Here is a 17210-nt window from a genome sequence, read left to right as displayed (position 1 = left end):
GGGGCGTTGAATTACAGGAAGAAATCCAGGCGGAAGTAGATCGGCGCTTCGCGCTCGGTGATCACGCCAGGTCTTTCTAACGAGTGGGCAAAGGTCACGCTGGTGCTGACGTTTTTGCCGCGGGCGAACAGTTCCAGGGAGTTGCTGGAGACCCGCCCATGCAGGTTGTCGTTGTAGCGGTCGTTGCTGATCACGCCCTGGTCGTAGCCGACGCTGGCGCCGTATTCGAAGAAGGCCGGGCGCATCCAGTCGAGGGTCACCGGGCGCGCCCAGCGCACTTCGTTGCGCCAGTAGCCGCCGCTGTCGCCAGTGAGCAACTGGTCCTTGAAGCCGCGCACCGAAGCCGAGCCGCCGAGGCTCATGCGTTGCGGGCTGAACAGGATGTCTTCGCTGCGTTGGCCGGTGGCCAAACTGCTGAAGCTGAACGACTCGCCCCACAGGCTGAACGGTTGCAGGTAGCTGACGGTGGCGGTGTATTTGCGGTAGCGCGAATTCGGCTGACGCCGGCCAAATTCATCGCGCTCTTCCTGCGACTGGGCGTCGAGCAGGCCGATGCCGTTTTGCATGCCCAGGTCGAGGTTGACGAAGGCGCTGCCAATACGGCGGCCGTGGTTGATGCCCAGTTGCAGTTCGCTGAGGCGGTTGCTGCTGGGCGCGGTGCGCACGTCGAGGAGGTAGTTGTTGGTGCGCAGGTGCGCCAGGCCGACGTTGACCGAGGTCTTGCTCACGTCATCGCGGTGAATCACCCGCTCGGCGCGCAGTTGGTGGTTCTGGTTGTCGCCGTCCTGCTTGTACTTGGCGTTATCGACGAACAGGTAGGTGCGGTAGTCGCTCTCGTTGTAGCTGTAGCTGAAGTTCCACCAGCCCCACGGTACGTTGTAGTAAAGCAGGGTGTTTTTCGAGGTTTTCTGATGGTCGCTGATGGCGTCGTGGCCGCCGCGCAGCATCAACTGGTCGCCCAGGCCCAGCGGGCTGTCCCACTCAAGGCCGGCGCCCCATTGCTGTTCGCCGGTGCTTTTCTGGCCGTCGTTATTGCGCGACAGGCTGGCGCGCCAGGGCTTTTGTGCGGTGTTCTTGACCACCACGTCGCTGCCGCCGACCTGGCTGCCGGGGGTCAGCTCCATCTGCGCCTGTTTGGACGGCAGGCGGTTGAGCTGGTCCACCAGTTGCTCGATTTCGCGCAGGTTCAGCGCCTCGCCGACCTTGCCGGGAAAGGCCATGGCCAACTCGCGCTCGGTCACCGTGCTGCCCTCGGCGCTTTTCAGGGCTTCGAGCTTGCCTTCCACCACCAGCACTTGCAGGTGGCCGCTGGAGAGGTCTTGCTGCGGCAGGTAGGCACGGCTAGTGACGCGGCCTTTGCCGAGGTAGTAGTCGGTGATGGCCTTGAGCAGTTCGTTGAGCTGGGACACACCCAGGCACTGGCCGATATATGGCTTGAGCAGGCGCTCGCGGTCGGCGGCCGGCAGGCTGTCGGCGCCTTTGAGTTCGATGTCCTGGATCGGGAAGCAGCGCGTATCGGCGGGGGTGGCCGGTGCTTCGGGCTTGGCTGCTTTGCCGGGCAGGTCCTGGAGTTCCTGCAAACGCCGCTGCTGCTCTTCGAGCAGGCGGTTTTGACGGTCGCGGATCAGGTCCTGGTCGCCGGGGGTGGGGGCGGCGAATGCAGTGTTCAGGCCCAGGCAAGTGAGCAACACAGTGCATAGAAGAAACCGAGTCCGTGGCATTAACAGAGGCATGTTCGATCCGTCGAAAATCAAGGGCCGGCAAACTAACATCGAACTTCCAGCAGTCCAAGAAGCTGGGCTGTTGGGTGTTCAAGAGTGCCAGACACTTAATGTATTGATTAGTAACAAAATTTAATTATCTAACAGCGTTAAGGCCGACTGCTGGAACGTTTAATCCGACCGGCGGCAGCTGTTTCGATGAGTATTCGACTGAGCAGCCATTGATCGCCATTATTTAGCCATCAGGTGTCGTCGCTAGATTAGTACCGGGGATTGGAGGAAAGTTCGCGGGGGTTTTGTGAATCCGATCCCATTTATCGGAATTTCGAGAACAGGGATTGAACCGCTGCGCCTAGGTGATCGTTCCCATGCTCCGCGTGGGAATGCAGCCCCGTGACGCTCCGCGTCACCTGTGTGAGCGGTTGGCGGGACGCGGAGCGTCCGAGGAGGCATTCCCACGCGGGAGCGTGGGAATGATCTTTAGACCGCTATCGGGGGCAAGCCCTAATGCCAGTCAGTTAAGAAGTAGAAAGGGTAAAAAGTAACCTGTGGCGAGGGAGCTTGCTCCCGCTGGACTGCGCAGCAGTCCCATTTTTGGGGCCGCTTCGCGGCCCAGCGGGAGCAAGCTCCCTCGCCACAGGTACAGTGTTCGTCCTTAACTGACTGGCATTAGGGCAAGCCCCCTCCCACATTGGGTATTCACTGCATTGAAGAGCCTAGCCAATGCCCTTGTCTTTTTCCGAGCCGGGCACCAGGGCCAGGCCGGGGCGTTCGACGTCGCGGGACACGTGGGACTTCACTTCTCCCACCCCACCCTCTTCATCGTTGTGAATCACCAGCACGCCAGGCCGGCGCAGTTGCTCCAGGTCGCCCGCGCCGAGGTTGAAACTTTCACTCAAGTGCTGATCGCTGAGCGCATTCGCCTCGGCGCGGCGCTGGGCGAATTTGCGCCCTTTGCGTTGCTGGTAGCGCGCCCAGGCGATCAGGATCACGGCGTTGAACAGGGCGATCCACAGATAGATCTGCAAGGTATTGAGCGCGGCGAAAATCGGCGCTTCCAGGCGCGGGCCGCCGTGGGTTTCGAGCATGGCGCTCATGCCCCGGGCCAGCAGCCAGACCAGGCCGCCCCAGGCCAGCAGGGTGAGCAACACATCGATGATCCACATCACCAGGTGCTGGCGGGTTCTGACCAGTTTCATCGTCACGCCTCCTCTTGGGCAGGTTTGATACCACGGTCCGGGCTGACCCAGCGGGCGCGTTTCTGGTGCTGGTTGAACAACACCTTGGGAAAGCTGACCAGCGTGGTGAACAGGCTCACCAGCCAGAACACCATCGGGTACCACACGGTCCAGAACAGGGTTTTCCACAGGTCTTTTTCGTAGCGCCGGTCGATCAGGATGCTCACCGCGAACTGCAGCAGGCACACCATTGCCAGGACCAGCCCGGTAAACGCCGGGGGCACCAGGGAGATGACGGTAATCGCCTGCGGCAACACCATGAATTTACCCAGCCCCCAGAAAAACACCGAGAGCAGGAAGGTGAACGCCCAGCCGGTGGACAGGCAATACTCGAACAGCAGCGGCCACAGGTAGCGATGGCGCCATTGCCAGATGCCGCGAATATTTTTGAACAGCACTTCAGCGCCGCCCTGGGCCCAGCGCAGGCGCTGTTTCCAAAGGCCGCCGACGGTTTCGGGCATGAGGATCCAGCACAGCGCGCGCGGCTCGTAGAAGATCGCCCAGTGATCGAGCTGCAGCTTCCAACTCACGTCGATGTCCTCGGTGATCATGTCGGTGCTCCAGTAATCGATGCGGTTCAGCGCCTTCTTACGGAACGCCACCACCACCCCCGACACGGTGAAGATCCGCCCGAACACGCGCTGGGTACGCTTGATCAGGCCGATGATCGAGGAGAACTCGCCCACCTGTACCCGGCCGATCAGGGTTGAGCGTGTGCGTACACGCGGGTTGCCGGTCACGGCCCCCAGGCGCGGGTTGTCGAGCATCGGCGCAACCATATAGGCCGCCGCGTTTTTGTCGAGCAACGCATCGCCATCGATGCACACCAGGTATTCGCTGCGCGCGGCCACCGCCCCCATGCGCAGGGCCACGGCCTTGCCCTGGTTCTGCGCCAGGTGCAGCACGCGCAGGCGTGGGTGTTGCAGCGCCAGCGCGTCGAGTACGGCGGCGGTGTTGTCGCTGGAACCGTCGTTGACCGCGATCACTTCGATGTTCGGATACACCTGGGCCAACGCGGCGGCCATGGTGTCGGCGACGTTATCGCCTTCGTTGTAGCAGGGGATGATGATCGAGATCAGCGGGTTGCCGGCCAGGGTCGGCGCCGGGGTGTCTTCCTTCCACGGCCAGTGGCGCTCCCAGTGCAGCCAGAAGTACAGGCCGCCGGCGATCCACAGCGCAGACATGAACAACGGGTAGAAAAACACGAAGTCCATCAGGAACTGCCCGGTGACCAGGAAGATCAGGCCCAGGGGCACCCCCAGTACCAACGCCAGCACGAATAAAGCCAGGATTCTGTCGAACATGATCAAGGGTTCCACTGGTTGGAAAGGGCCGGGCGTACGGTCTTCAGGTCCGGCGAGTTTTCCAGGAAGTTGTCCGGGTAGTAGCCAAAGCTCTTGACCCCCTGGCGTTTGAGCACACCCATCCATTCGGCCATTTGCACAGCGTTGATATCGGGGGCTTGCTGGGTACGCCAGTCCTTGGCTTGCAGTTCGAATACGGTGCGCTCCAGCGCACCGGGGCGGGCCTTGACGGTGGCGACCAGTTTTTCCAGCCAGGCGTTGGAGTTTTCCAGCGACTGGCCTTCCATCAGCGGCATGGCCATCGGCGCGGTCCAGTCGTAGGCCTGCAGGAAGTCATCAAGGTTCTGCGCGAACCAGGCTTCGCTGGCCGGGTTGAGCATCGGCTCGGCAAAAATGTTGCGAGCGGTCAGCACCTGCGGCCCGGCGATGGCGCGCACCTTGGTGGTCAGCTCCTGGGTGAAATCGATCAGGTAGCGGCTTTTGAAGCGGGTCCAGCGTTGCAGCGTGGCAGGGTCTGCGCGCAAGGCGGCGATGCTGCCCGGCAAGCCATTGGCCGCATAAGCCTTGAGCGCGGCGGGGCTGGCGTCTTCGAAGTCCGAGAGCACGGCGTCGTCGTGGTACAGCACACCGTCGATGGCGCTGTTGCGGGCGAGGTCTTCGTAGATCTCGCCGATGATTTTGCGCACCTGCGGGTCGAACGGCGACAGGCGTTTGTACTGATCAGGATCGGCGCCCAGCTTGCCGCTTTGCGGGTCCCAGCGGGTCACGCGGGGCAGCTTGGGGTCGAGGGCGAAACTGAGCACCGGCATCCACGCATACACCGCAGCATGGGCGCGGGTGTGCAGTTGCCAGGCGACGCGGTTGAACAAGTCGGCGCGCACCGGCAGATGACGGTTGGGGAAATACAGCGAATGCACCAGGCCGTCACCCTTGGGGTCGGCGAAGGCCTGCAGGAATACCGTGCCGGCGCCCATGTCCACTACCCGCTGGACCAGTACGTCGAGATTGCGCGCCTGCTGGGCCGGGTCGGGGTCGTAAACGTTGTCCAGGTCCACGTGCAATACGCGCAGCGGCGCCGGGGTCTGCGCCGCGACGATGCTGTTGGCGAAGTGCTCGCCGTCCGGGTCGGAGGCCACCAGGAAGCGTGGGCTGTTCATCAGGTTGCCGGGGCTGTCGAGGCCGTCTTCCAGGGTCAGGGCCATCTGGTAGCCCTGCTCGCTGACCACCGCCAGGGACGTGCCTTTGGCCGCGCCGTACGGCCACACCCACACCCGTGGCGCCTTGCCGGTCACGCTGCGGATTTTCTGCGTGATGGCCGTCACATCGGCCCGCATCCGCGCCTGGAACTGCGCTTGGGTTTCATAGCGCTGGGTCGCCGGGTCGTAGCGCAGCGAGGTCGCCGCCGGCTCCAGGTTACCCTGGGGATTGGCCAGAATCCCGGTGTGGCTGGCGTCGGTGTGCGCGGCGATTTCCACCAGGCCCGACTGGGACACTTCGCGAATCTGCTGCCAGGTGAGGAATTCGCCACGCGGGCGCGGTGAGCCGGCGAAGTCCACCGGCTTGTTCAGCGGCGTATCGATCCAGTAGCCCACCGGCGCCAGCACGGCCGGCCAGTGGTAGGCGCGCAGAATCGGCATCACGCGGGTGTAGAAGCTCGTATAACCGTCGTCGAAGCTGAGCATCACGGCCTTGGGCGGCAGTTCAGGGCCACCGTTGCGCGCCGCCAGGATCTGGTCGACGCTGACCGCCTGGTAGCCGTTCTCCCGCAGCCACGACAGTTGCTCGATCAAGCGTTCGGTACGCACCGCCACCACCGTCTGGTCGGGGTCGCGATCATTGACGTCGTGGTAGGCAATGCCCAGGAAATGGTTTTTCGGCCAAGGCGCTTCGTTCGGCGCGGTTGGCCGCTGCGCGGGTGGGGTGTAGGGCACGGGTTGCTGGGCGCAGGCGGCGGCCAGCATTACACCCAGGACCAACAAGCAACGGCTGAGGACGGTCATGGTCAGGCTCTTCTAGAAACGGTAAGTGAGGTCGACGAGCAGGCGCAGATCGCGTTCGCGATCACCGTCATAAGGTCGGCTGATCAGGCTGAGGTTGGCGCCCATTTCCAGTACGTCGTTCCAGCGAAAGCGTTGGCCGTAACCGATAAGGCCGATGCCGCCGGTGGAGTAGTCGCGCTGGCTGTAGGTGCCCGCACCGATCTGGAACTGCTGGCTCCACTGGGTCTCGTAGCGGTGATAGAGCACGTGATTGACGTTGATCATCGGTAACACCGTGAAGTCCGACTTCGGGTTGAAGTACGCGGTGTCTTCCTTGCTGTTGCGGCTGGCGCCCACTTCCAGGCCCAGGTCGACTTGCACATGGGGCGAGCTGTAGAGGCCTTCGCGGCCGCTGAGCAGCGCTTCGAAGCGGTCGTTGCCGTCACTGAAGTGCGACGGGCTGAGGGTCAGTTTCCACTCGCGGCTTTCATTGGCGCGCCAGCGGATAAACCCACTGCCGCCGTTGGCGGTGACGCCGTCGTTCAAGGCGCGCAATGGCGTGGTGGTGAGCAGGTAGCCGACGCTGCCGCCGTACTGCCAGTGGTCATTGATGTCGCGGGCAATCGACACTGCCGCGCCTTGCTTGGAGCCATCGCCGTAGGAATGGTTGGACACTTCGGCCTCAATGGTCATGTCGCGGGTACGCCGCTCCACGCCCACGCGCTGCCAACGGTGCTGGCCGGTGCCTTCGCTGAAGTCGGCGGTGGCGTAGCCGGCACCGGCGAACAGGCGCCAGTCTTCGTCGATGGGCGGCGTGTAGATCACGCTTTCAATGCCCCAGTCACGGCTACCGGCCACGGCACCGGCGTCGTTGTCATTGCCCCCGCCATAGCTTTTGCCGGTGTAGGCCTCGACGCGCAGTTCGGCCATGTCATGTACATCGCGCAGGCGGCGCAGGCGTTGCACTTGGCGGTTGTCCGGGTTGCGCGCAACCACGTCGTCGGTGAGGGCGTCCATCTGGCGCCACTCCTGCAGGTCCATGGCGGTATAGGCCTGGGAAACTTCCAGGCCGATGTCGCGTGGGGCCTGGGCTTCGGTTTCCTTGAGGGTGCCTTCGGCGCGGCGCGGCCAGTCACGGGCGCGGTACATGTCGGCCTGGGCGATGCGCAGGCCGACGTTGCCCGGTGCCTTGGCCACCAGGGCTTCCAGGCTGGCTTCGCTGCCCGGCAGGTCGCCGCCGAAGGTGCCGGCCTGGGCGGCCAGTTGTTGCGCGTCCATCCAGTTATCGTTGGGGTTGCCAATCGGCAGGCCCTTGAGTTCGACGCGGGGGTTCTGTTCCTTGGCCAGGGTGTTGGCGACCTGGCGGGCGTCCTCGACCTTGTCGCTTTCCAGCAACGCGTAGAACAACGCGGTGCTGTCGTCGACGCGGTAACTGGCGTCGGCATCCGGTGCGGTCAACACCTGGCGGTACAGCGGTTCGGCTTTCTCCGGCTGGCGCTGGTCGAGGTACGACGCGGCAACCCAACGCAACGCGTAAGTGGGCAACTGCACGCCTTCGCCGGTGAGGGTCTGGTACTCGCGGATCACTTCAGCGGTACGCGCCCTGGCCTTCAGCGCGCCCAGGCGGTCGATGCGCCAGCGCACCACGTCGTCATGGGCGCTGGCGTCCGGGGCCCAGCGGGCGATCAGCCGGTCGTAGTCACTGAGCGCGCGGTCGGCCACCACGTAGCGTTCTTTTTCGGTGCGCGTGGCGAACTCGGCGATGCGCACGCGCTCGGCGGCGAGGTCGCCTTCCAGGCGGCGCTGGGTCACCGCGTCCACCAGCCCTGGGCGCTTGGCCGACAGGCGCAGCGCGGCTTCCGGCAGCCGGGCCTTTTGCAGGGCGACGATGTATTCACGGGCCATGTCGGGTTTGTCACCGGCGCGGATAAACGCCTGGTCGAACTCAAACAGCGCGTCGTAGTTCAAGCCCGCGCGGCTCAGCGCGTAGCCCAGGGCCATGCGCCGGTTGGGGTCATTCGGCTGCGCGGCCACCAGCGCGCGCAAGCGTTGCACCGCCTCGGTGGCTTTGCCGCCATCGGCCTGGGTGAGCGCCAGGCCCAGTTGCAGGTCGATATTGTTTGGCTCACGCACCAGCGCCTGGCGATAGACCGCCTCAGCCTGGGCCCACTGTTTTTGATTGCGGTAGGTGCGCGCCACGGTGGCCAGCGCCTGGCTGGTCAGGTTGCGATTTTTGCCCTGGGCTTCATACACCTTCAGCACTTCGGCGTCCTGCCCGGCCCAACCGGCAATCACCAGGTGATCGCTGACCTGCCCTGGGGTTTGACGTTCGGCGGACAGTTGGCGCAGTTGGGTCAGGGCCGGCGTGAAGTGGCCGTTGCGGGCCTGAATGATCAGCGCGTCATAGGCAGGGTCGGCCACGGCGTAGGCGGGCATCAGCAATTGGCTGCACAGGGCTGCTCCGATGAGCAACCGCAACCGGCCTGATGCACTGAGTGAATGGATTGGCAACATGGCGTCAGCTTCCTTACAAGGAAAGCTGCAACGATGGGTGATCCTGAGCGATGTGCATCAGGGTGTCGGCGTCTCGGGACCCGACCTAGCTTTCCTATGGGAACTATCCCTCAGCCAGGCGAGGCCAAGGGTAATTCAGAACAATTGTTCAGAATTGGCTGAAAGCGATTTCTTGCCGAACACAAAACAAAATGTGGGAGGGGGCTTGCTCCCGATGGCGGTGGGTCAGTTATGAATATTCTGACTGACACTCCGCTATCGGGAGCAAGCCCCCTCCCACATTTTTAACTGCATTTCAGGGTTATTGCGCGCCGCTCATGGCGCCGGCCTTGGACATCACGAAGCTGATGAACTGCTCGACAGTCATCTTCTGGCCATTGAAGGTCACTTCGTTATTGGCGTAGTGCAGCTTGGACACCACATCGGTGCCTTCCAGGGTTGCCAGTTGAGTACCCACGGCCACGCCGCTGACCATATCGGCCGCCATCTGCGATTGCTGTTCGATGGCTTTCGGGTCGGTCACGCCGCCGACCTGCGCCTGCAGCGCGGCCACGTCGCCGATCATCGGCTTGGACAGGCTCAGGTTGGCGTCCAGCAGCGAGATCATCTGCTTGCCCAGTTCAACCGGCGGCAGTTCCATGGAGGCCGGCTTGGCCAGGTCCAGCACGAAGCTGAACTTGCTTTCGCCATGGGTGGTTTTCAGCGACAGGTTTTCCACGGCCAGTTGCGGCTTGGCGGCCAGCACCTGGTTGACGTTGGCTTCGGCCAGGGTCTGCTCGGCTTCGGTCAGTTGCAGCTCCGGCGCGGGTTGGCCGGCAGCGGCGGCGGCTTGCACCGGCTGCATCTTGTCCTGGTAGAGCTTGGTCAGCACCAGCATCGCCGGGATATCGACGTTTTTCATGCTGACGGCCATGGCGGCCGAGCCCACCGGCTTACCCTGGTAACCGATCTCGTCGATCTTGTAGTCGACGCGGCCGGCCAGGTTGTTGTCCTTGGTTTCGCTGGAGTCTTTCTGCTCGAAGCCCTTGAGGGTCAGCACGGCTTTCTGCGGGCCGAAGGTAACCTTGGTGTCGGTCAGTTCGATGGTGTTCTGGCCGGTGTAGAACCCGAAGGTGGATTTGGCCAGGTTGCTGGCGACGGTCAGGCCGGCCAGTTCGGCTTCGAACGCGTCGCCGTTGGCATCGACCGCCGCGACCTTGAGGCTGTTCATGTAGCCGTCGGCCTTGACCTTCTGGCCTTCGGCGCTGCTGTCGAAGTCGAGGTTGGCGCCGGAGAAGCTCACCGAGGACTTGTCGTCCTTGAATTCCAGGGGCAGCAGTTCGACATTGCCGCTGACCGAACGGCTGTAACCGATATTGGCCACGCCTTTGAGCGGCGACACGTCTTTGCTGGCGGCGAACCATTGTTCGGTGGTGGCGTTCTTTTCCAGTGCGTAGTGACTGGTGGCCATCACTGGCAGCCACTTCAGGCTGACCAGGCGCGAGAACGGCAGCGGGCCGTGTTCGATATGGTCGACGAACAGCAGCTCGGGGTTCGAGTTTTGCTCGCCGAACACACTGCCCTGGCCCTTGAGGCGGTAGTGGGCGGTGCTGCTGAACACGCCGCGATCCAGGGACACCAGTTCCAGGGACACGCTGCCGTCCACGCCGGCCATGGAGGTCTGCAGTTCCTTGTTGGCGTTCTGGATCGCGGTTTGCAGGACCGGCTCCAGTTGTTTACCGGTGTACCAGGCGCCGCCTGCACTGACGACGCCAACGGCGACAACGAAACCCAAAAGAACGACTGCTGGCTTATTCATGAAGTGACCTGATCAAATCCTGTGAGAAGTGGGCTGTCTTCCTTGAACTGTAGGAGCGAGCTTGCTCGCGAAGAACGCACAGGCACCGCGTTCATTCAGAATGCACGCGTTATCGTTGACGTTTTTCGCGAGCAAGCTCGCTCCTACAGTACTGGCCCGTATGGCCGAAAGGCTGGGGAAGATTAGCACTGGCGGCCGCAAACGGCCCAGCCTTTCAGAGGGATCAGTTCAGCAGGAGTTCACGAGTACTCCAGTTCAATTTCATCCAACTGGTGATCGAAACTCTTCAAGCGCGCCGTCCAGGTGTAGACCAGCACCTCAAACTCGCGGTGTATCACCGCATTGCCGGGGGTGTCGGTCTTGGGGTCACAGAAGTCCAGTTGGTAGCGTTCACGGGCCATCTGCGTGGCGACATCGGACAATTCCCGCGCATTATTGAGCCAGTGCCTGCCGTCCGCGACCTGCCGGTCGAGCACCACGCACTGCTTCTTCAGGACTTCGAGGCTTTTTTCCAGGGGCGTGCCGGTGAGGTCGCCCATGACTTCCTGGAAGGTGCGCCCGGGTTGCCAGTAGCTGCCCCAGAAATAGCGGTCGAACACGGTTTCGACACGGCGCAGGGCAACCTTGGTGTCCCAGATCGTTACGCGGGTCTTGCCTTGCTCGAGCAGCTTTCGCTTCACCCGCTGGTTTTGATAGGACGCCCAGGCCACCACGCCGATGGACAAGGTGCCGATGACCAGGCAGGCGCTGTCGAGAAACACCATGGCCTTGTCGAGCTGGTGGGCGAGCATGACCCCGTAGAAATACGCGGCCGATAACAGCACCAGTGCGAAGAGCACGCACCAGAAAGCGGGAGCATAAGGGTTTTTCATTATTGGAATCCCCATGAGCAAACGCGAGCAGTGTCAGGCGAGGCTTTACGCCCCTTAGACACAGCATAGCCATCACCTCACGGATTGCCGGGTTTTACCCCTTGCGTTCGTCCGCTTTCCCAGCCGCCGCCCAGGGCCAGGAACAGGTCGATCTGGCTCATCGCAACCTGGGTGTTGGCCGCCGCCAGTTGCGCGCGCATGGTGGTGTAGGTGCGGGTCGCTTGCAGGTCGGCGAGGAACGACTCGCGCCCGGCCTGGAAGAAGCGGTGGGTCTGGTCTGCCGCTTCACGTGCCGAACGTTCGGCGTCGGCCAGCGCCTCACGGCGCTGCAACATGGCGGTGTACTGCGCCAGGCCGGTCTGGGTTTCGCGGATCGCGTTGAGCACCACCCCGTCGAAATGCGCCAGGGCGCCCTGGGTCGCGGCTTCGGCTTCGTGGATACGGGCGCGGGCGCCATTGGTCGGCACTGTCCAGCTGATCATCGGGCCAAAGCCCCAGCGATTGGTCGCCGGCTGGCCGAGGTTATCGAGCAGGCCCACCGTGCCCACCGTGGCGCCGATGGCGATGTCCGGGTACAAGGCGCCGGTGGCCACGCCGATGCGTGCGGTGGCAGCGGCCAGTTGACGTTCGGCCTGGCGTACATCCGGGCGGCGCTTGAGCAGGGCCGCGCCGTCGCCCACCGGCAACAACTGCGCAATGTGCGGCAGCTCGGCGCAACTGGCGGTGCCGGCCGGCAGTTGCTCGAGCGGTTTGGCCAGCAGCATCGACAGCCGGAACAGCCCCGCCTGGCGCGCCGCTTCGTAGCGCGGCATATCGGCGCGCAGGGATTTGTATTGGGTTTGCGAGCGCGTGACCTGGGTTTCATCGCCACGCCCGGCGTCGCGCAGGCGTTGGGTGAGCTGGGTGCTTTGCGCTTGCAGGTCGAGGGATTCGTTGGCAATCGCCAGCTCTTCGTTGGCGGCGCAGACCTGGGTGTAGGAACGCACCACATCGGCCACCAGGGTAATGCGCGCGATATCGGCGGCCGCCTGGGCCGCATCGGCGCTGGCCTGAGCGCTTTCGATGCCACGCTGCAGGGTGCCGAACAGGTCGAATTGATACGAGGTGGTGATGCCGACACTGCCGATGTTGCCCACCGGGACTTTATCTTCCAGCAAGAAGGCTTCGCCAGACTCCTGCAACCGCTGGGCTTCGGCCTTGGCCCCGGCGCTCCAGCCGCCTGCGGATTCGGCCTGCTGGGTCTGATAGCGCGCGCGTTGCAAATTGGCGGCCGCCACGCGCAAGTCGGTGTTGGAGGCCATGGCCTGGCGCACCAGCTCATCCAGGCGCGGGTCTTTGTAGAGTTTCCACCAGTCCGTCGGCACGGGCGCCGACACCACGTTATTGCCCTCCCCCGCGATAGCGCCTTGCAGGTCGCCACGGTTGACGGCAGCGGCGTCCGGCAATTTGTAGTCCGGGCCTACCGCCTGGCAGGCCGACAGCAACACCCCCAGCGCAGCGGTGGCCAGCAGTTGCTTCATGGCTGGTCTCCGGCTTTGGCCTTGTCATCGATGATCGACACCGTCGCCGTACGCCCGGCGATCATGCGAAAGTCCGGTGGCACATCATCAAAGGCAATGCGCACGGGAATCCGCTGGGCCAGGCGCACCCAGCTGAACGCCGGGTTGACGTTGGGCAGCAGGTTGGAGCCGCTGCTGCGGTCGCGGTCTTCGATACCGGCGACGATGCTCTGCACATGCCCATGCAGACGGGCGTTGTCGCCGATCACGCGGATGTCCACGCCCATTCCGACGCGGATGCCGTCGAGCTTGGTCTCTTCGAAGTAGCCGTCGATATGGAAGGAATTGCTGTCCACCACCGACAGCACTGGCCGCCCGGCGGTGACGAATTCCTGGGTGCGCGGCGCGCGGTCGTTGACATAGCCGTCCACGGGGCTTCGGATCACCGAACGGTCGAGGTTGAGCTGGGCGGAATCCACCGTCACTTGCGCCTCGGCCAGCGCCGATTGGGCACGGGCCACGCGGGACTGGCTTTCTTCCAGTTGCTCGCTGGGCACCAGGTTGCCCAGGCCACGGTTACGCTTGTACTCGCGCTGGGCCTGCGCCAGGGTTTCCTGGCGATCAGCCACGGCGGCCTGGGCCTGGCGCAGGGCCAGCTTGAAGCGGTCCTGGTCGACGGCAAACAGCACCTGGCCCTTGGTCACCAGTTGGTTGTCGCGCACGTCCACCCGCTGGATCAGCCCGGACACGTCCGGGGCGATCTGCACGATGTCGGCGCGGATGTGCCCGTCGCGGGTCCAGGGCGCAAACATGTAGTACATGACCATGCGCCACACGACGACGACCGCGAAACTCACGATCAACAGCGTCAGGACTACACGGCCGATGGTCAAAAAAGGTTTTTTCATGTCATCAAATATCGACTGAGTGAGTCCACCGCGCCCAGCAACAGCGCGTAGAGCCCCACATTGAACAATGCCCGGTGCCAGACCAGGCGATAGAAGTGCATGCGCGTCAACAGCCCGTGCACCACCAGAAACAACAAATAGGTAATGCCCATCAGCACCAGCAGCGTGGGCAGGAATACGCCGCTGATATCCAGGTCACCGATCATAAAGGCGCTCCATCGGGTAGCGGCGCTTCCATTTCCGTGCCGCCAATGAACTCCACGCCAGGCAACAGCGCCAGGCGCAGGCCGGCCAGGGCATGCAGCAGGTGCAGGCGCGTGTCGCCGTCGTCTTGCAGGCCTTGGCCGTTGAGGGCGCGGCGCGTGCGGTCCAGGGTCATCAGCAGACCGCTGGGCGCGGGCAAGCGTTCACCGGCCTTGAGGCACGCCTTGAAATAACCACCCACGCCATCCACCACCTGGCTGAGCAGCACGCGAGGCACGCCGAGGATGCGCGGCGAGTAGGCGAGCAGATCGAGCAGGTTCAGCGCCACGCGCAGGTCGCGCAGCGCGGTGCCGGTGTCCTGGCCGGTAAGGGCCAGGCGCGGCAGGTGCTGCATCAGGCGGTCGAGCATTTGCGCGGCCATGTGTCGGTGTTCGGCCAGGGTCGCAGGTTCGGTAAGGCTGACGATGTCGCGCCAGCTGAAACGGGTCAGGCGCTTGGCCGCCAGTTCCGCGCCGAAGGGCCGCGCGATCAGGGTCCAGATAAAGGCAAACAGCAGGCCTACGGGACCGGCCAGGTTGACGTTGGCGAAGTTGAGAAAGTCCGCGTCATAGGCGCCCTGGATGCTGATGAACGATGAGGTGTTGACCAGCGTCAGCAGCATGCCCAGGTAAAAGCGTGGCTGCACGGTGAGGGTGCCGATGCAGATGAACGGCACGGCGAACGCCAGCACCAGCATCGGGAAATCGTGCAGGTTGGGCAGCACCAGGAACAGGTACAGGCTGGCGAGCAGCACCGACATGGCGGTCCAGAAAAAGAACCGGTAGATCTGCGGTGCGGGGTCGTCCATCGAGGCGAAAAAGCTGCAGGCGACGGCGGCCAGGATCACTGCGCTGCCGCCGTCGGTCCAACCCAGCAGAATCCACAGCACCGAGGCGACGATGATCGCGCTGACAGTGGAAAACGCCGAGTAGAACATCAGGCCCCGGTCGAGGAACGGCGTGAGCCGGCCCAGGCGCCAGTGACGGTATACGGCGCGCCAGGTGTCCTGGCTTTCGCACTGGATGGCGGCTTGCAGGCTGCGGCAGTCTTGCCACAGGTCGACCCATTCGCCGAGGCGGTACAAGGCGTTGGAGAACAGCAGCGTGTGGCGGTCGTCCAGCGCTTCGCCTTGGGGTTGCGCGGCGTCGATCTGGTCGCGCAGCACGCGCCAGCGTTCAAGGGGAGCTGTTTGGGTGGTGCTTTGCAGCCAGGCGTCGGCCTCCTGGAGCAACGGCGTGAGCTGAGCGAGAAACTCGGGGGCGCGATGTTCGATGGCGTACACCGCATCGTCCAGGGCATCGATCCCCGGCAACAGGTGAATCATGCGCCCGCGCAGTTCCTTGGTGTTGCGCACCGTCTGCGGCCGCGCGCCTTCGTGGGGCAACTGGCCGATCATCAATTCGAGGGTGTTGAAGGTCGCGACCATGCCACCGCGCAGGGTGCTGATGGCTTCAGGCTCCACATCGCGGGTGAGAAAACGTTGGCTGTAGACCTGGGCGTCGGTAAACCACTTGGCCACGGAGCCATCGAACACAGGCATCAGGCGACGCGGCCAGAACATTGCGCCCACCACCGCCGCCACGGCGATGCCAAGGAAGATTTCCTCGGTACGCGCCTCAGCCACGTCCCACACCGCCAACGGGTTATCCACCACCGGCAGGGCAATCAGCGGCAAGGTGTAGCCGGCCAGCATCAGCGCGTAGTTGTTGGCGGTGCGCAGGTGCAGGGAGAGAAACAGCAAGGTCCCGGTCCACAACGCGATCACCACCACCAGGATGTAGGGCGACTGCACGAACATCGGCACAAAAAACACCGCCGCCGCCGCGCCCATCAAGGTGCCGATAGCGCGGTACAACGCCTTGGAACTGGTAGGCCCGACAAACGGGCTGGAGACGATATACACCGTGGCCATCGCCCAATAGGGACGCGGCATTTGCATGAGCATGGCGATGTACAGCGCGATCATCGAGGCGGCGAAGGTACGCACCCCGTAGAACCAGTCGCGAGCGGGCGGAAAGCCGGTCAAGAATCCGTTCAAGGCGCCACAGCCTCAGCCGCCTCGAAGGCGCGCAGAACGCGCAATGCGGCTTGCAAGTCGTCGGGGGGAAGATCCGCCAGGACGTCCTTGCGCAGGCGCACCAGTTGCGCCTCCACCGCCTGCACCAGTTCACGGCCGCGCTCGGTGAGGCTCAAAGCCTTGGCGCGGCGGTCGTGGATGTCCTCGGTGCGGCACACGTAGCCGTCGCTGCACAGGCGGTCGAGCAGGCGCACCAATGACGGGCTCTCCATGCCGGAAGCCTGGGCCACCTTGACCTGGTGCACGCCGTCACCCAGGCGGCCGATCATCAGCAGCGGCACGGCGCAGGCTTCGGAGATGCCATAGCTCACCAGCGTGGTCTGGCAGATTTTGCGCCAGTTACGGGCGCCCACCACCATGCTGCTGCTGAGGTTCATCTGGAGTTGTTCGAGGGATTGAGGCACGGGATCGTTCGCATACAGTTAGTTTGCTAACTATCAATATGGTGGATCGATGCGCGCCCGTCAAGTTTGGAAACAATTTCGCGGATGAGTGGAGCGACTTGGCGGCAACACCGCAGGGCAAATGTGGGAGGGGGCTTGTTCCCGATAGCGGTGAAACAGGCAATAAACTGTCGACTGACACTCCGCTATCGGGGCATAGGTATCTACACAACTTTGGCGCGGCCCTGAACCTGCGGCGGCCCAGGAGCCGAAGCCTCTCTAACTGATGCCCCGCGACCAAAATGTGGGAGGGGCGGTGCGACGATTCGACTTGCCCCCGATGGCGGCCTGACAGCCGACCAGGATGTTGGATCAAGGCGAGTACATATCCGTTGCTGCGGTAACGGCGGCTTAGGGTTCCGCCCTGACGGCGGCTCACTTTTGAAAGCGCAAAAGTAAGCAAAACGCTCTTGCCCCACCACTCGGCACCTCGCCCCGGCTCGGTGTGCCCGTAATCCGACAGTGATTTGGGGGGCCGCCGCCACGCGCCATCCATGGCGCGGGGCGGCTAAACCGGCATCCCTGCCGGTTTACCCCCCAAATCACTATCGAATTCCGGCCAGCGTGGTTTAACGGGGCGCCTAGATCAAAAGCAAGATCAAGAGCGACTCGCT

12 protein-coding genes are annotated in these 17210 nt (G+C 63.5%); all 12 read right to left on the bottom strand.

The window, feature by feature from the left end; translation table 11 throughout:
- Positions 1-11 precede the first annotated feature (11 nt).
- The 12 genes from C4J85_RS00835 to C4J85_RS00780 all read right to left on the bottom strand — a co-directional run bounded on the left by C4J85_RS00835 (position 12) and on the right by C4J85_RS00780 (position 16530).
- A complete protein-coding gene (locus C4J85_RS00835; protein WP_124408768.1) occupies positions 12-1733 on the bottom strand; it encodes a ShlB/FhaC/HecB family hemolysin secretion/activation protein in 1722 nt (573 codons plus the stop codon).
- Positions 1734-2437: 704 nt separating this feature from the next.
- A complete protein-coding gene (pgaD, locus tag C4J85_RS00830) occupies positions 2438-2920 on the bottom strand; it encodes a poly-beta-1,6-N-acetyl-D-glucosamine biosynthesis protein PgaD (protein ID WP_124360714.1) in 483 nt (160 codons plus the stop codon).
- Between the two features lie 2 nt (positions 2921-2922).
- Positions 2923-4263, bottom strand: a complete 1341-nt coding sequence (pgaC, locus tag C4J85_RS00825; RefSeq protein ID WP_124408767.1) for a poly-beta-1,6-N-acetyl-D-glucosamine synthase — start codon at positions 4261-4263, stop codon at positions 2923-2925.
- 2 nt (positions 4264-4265) lie between these two features.
- A complete protein-coding gene (pgaB, locus tag C4J85_RS00820) occupies positions 4266-6263 on the bottom strand; it encodes a poly-beta-1,6-N-acetyl-D-glucosamine N-deacetylase PgaB (protein ID WP_124408766.1) in 1998 nt (665 codons plus the stop codon).
- Positions 6264-6275: 12 nt separating this feature from the next.
- Entirely contained in the window at positions 6276-8756 is a 2481-nt protein-coding gene (gene pgaA / locus C4J85_RS00815) for a poly-beta-1,6 N-acetyl-D-glucosamine export porin PgaA (protein WP_124408765.1), read from the bottom strand.
- 301 nt (positions 8757-9057) lie between these two features.
- Entirely contained in the window at positions 9058-10554 is a 1497-nt protein-coding gene (locus tag C4J85_RS00810; protein WP_124408764.1) for a YdgA family protein, read from the bottom strand.
- A gap of 239 nt (positions 10555-10793) precedes the next feature.
- Complete coding sequence (locus tag C4J85_RS00805; RefSeq protein WP_124365346.1) at positions 10794-11426, bottom strand: NADH:ubiquinone oxidoreductase subunit N; 633 nt, start codon at positions 11424-11426, stop codon at positions 10794-10796.
- Between the two features lie 77 nt (positions 11427-11503).
- Positions 11504-12946, bottom strand: coding sequence for an efflux transporter outer membrane subunit (locus tag C4J85_RS00800; RefSeq protein WP_124408763.1), 1443 nt, complete (start codon positions 12944-12946; stop codon positions 11504-11506).
- The gene (locus C4J85_RS00795; RefSeq protein WP_124408762.1) at positions 12943-13833 is read right to left on the bottom strand and encodes an efflux RND transporter periplasmic adaptor subunit; all 891 of its coding nucleotides are present in this window, start codon (positions 13831-13833) and stop codon (positions 12943-12945) included. Before C4J85_RS00795 ends, C4J85_RS00800 begins: the two co-directional genes overlap by 4 nt.
- Positions 13830-14039, bottom strand: a complete 210-nt coding sequence (locus C4J85_RS00790) for a DUF1656 domain-containing protein (RefSeq protein WP_065876857.1) — start codon at positions 14037-14039, stop codon at positions 13830-13832. Before C4J85_RS00790 ends, C4J85_RS00795 begins: the two co-directional genes overlap by 4 nt.
- The gene (locus C4J85_RS00785; RefSeq protein ID WP_124408761.1) at positions 14036-16114 is read right to left on the bottom strand and encodes an FUSC family protein; all 2079 of its coding nucleotides are present in this window, start codon (positions 16112-16114) and stop codon (positions 14036-14038) included. Before C4J85_RS00785 ends, C4J85_RS00790 begins: the two co-directional genes overlap by 4 nt.
- A complete protein-coding gene (locus C4J85_RS00780) occupies positions 16111-16530 on the bottom strand; it encodes a MarR family winged helix-turn-helix transcriptional regulator (RefSeq protein ID WP_124408760.1) in 420 nt (139 codons plus the stop codon). Before C4J85_RS00780 ends, C4J85_RS00785 begins: the two co-directional genes overlap by 4 nt.
- Positions 16531-17210 lie beyond the last annotated feature (680 nt).

This window comes from Pseudomonas sp. R4-34-07, from assembly GCF_003852375.1.
Lineage (GTDB): Bacteria > Pseudomonadota > Gammaproteobacteria > Pseudomonadales > Pseudomonadaceae > Aquipseudomonas.
Note: the sequence above shows the minus strand (reverse complement) of the source record. Positions and strands in the feature narration are given on the sequence as shown.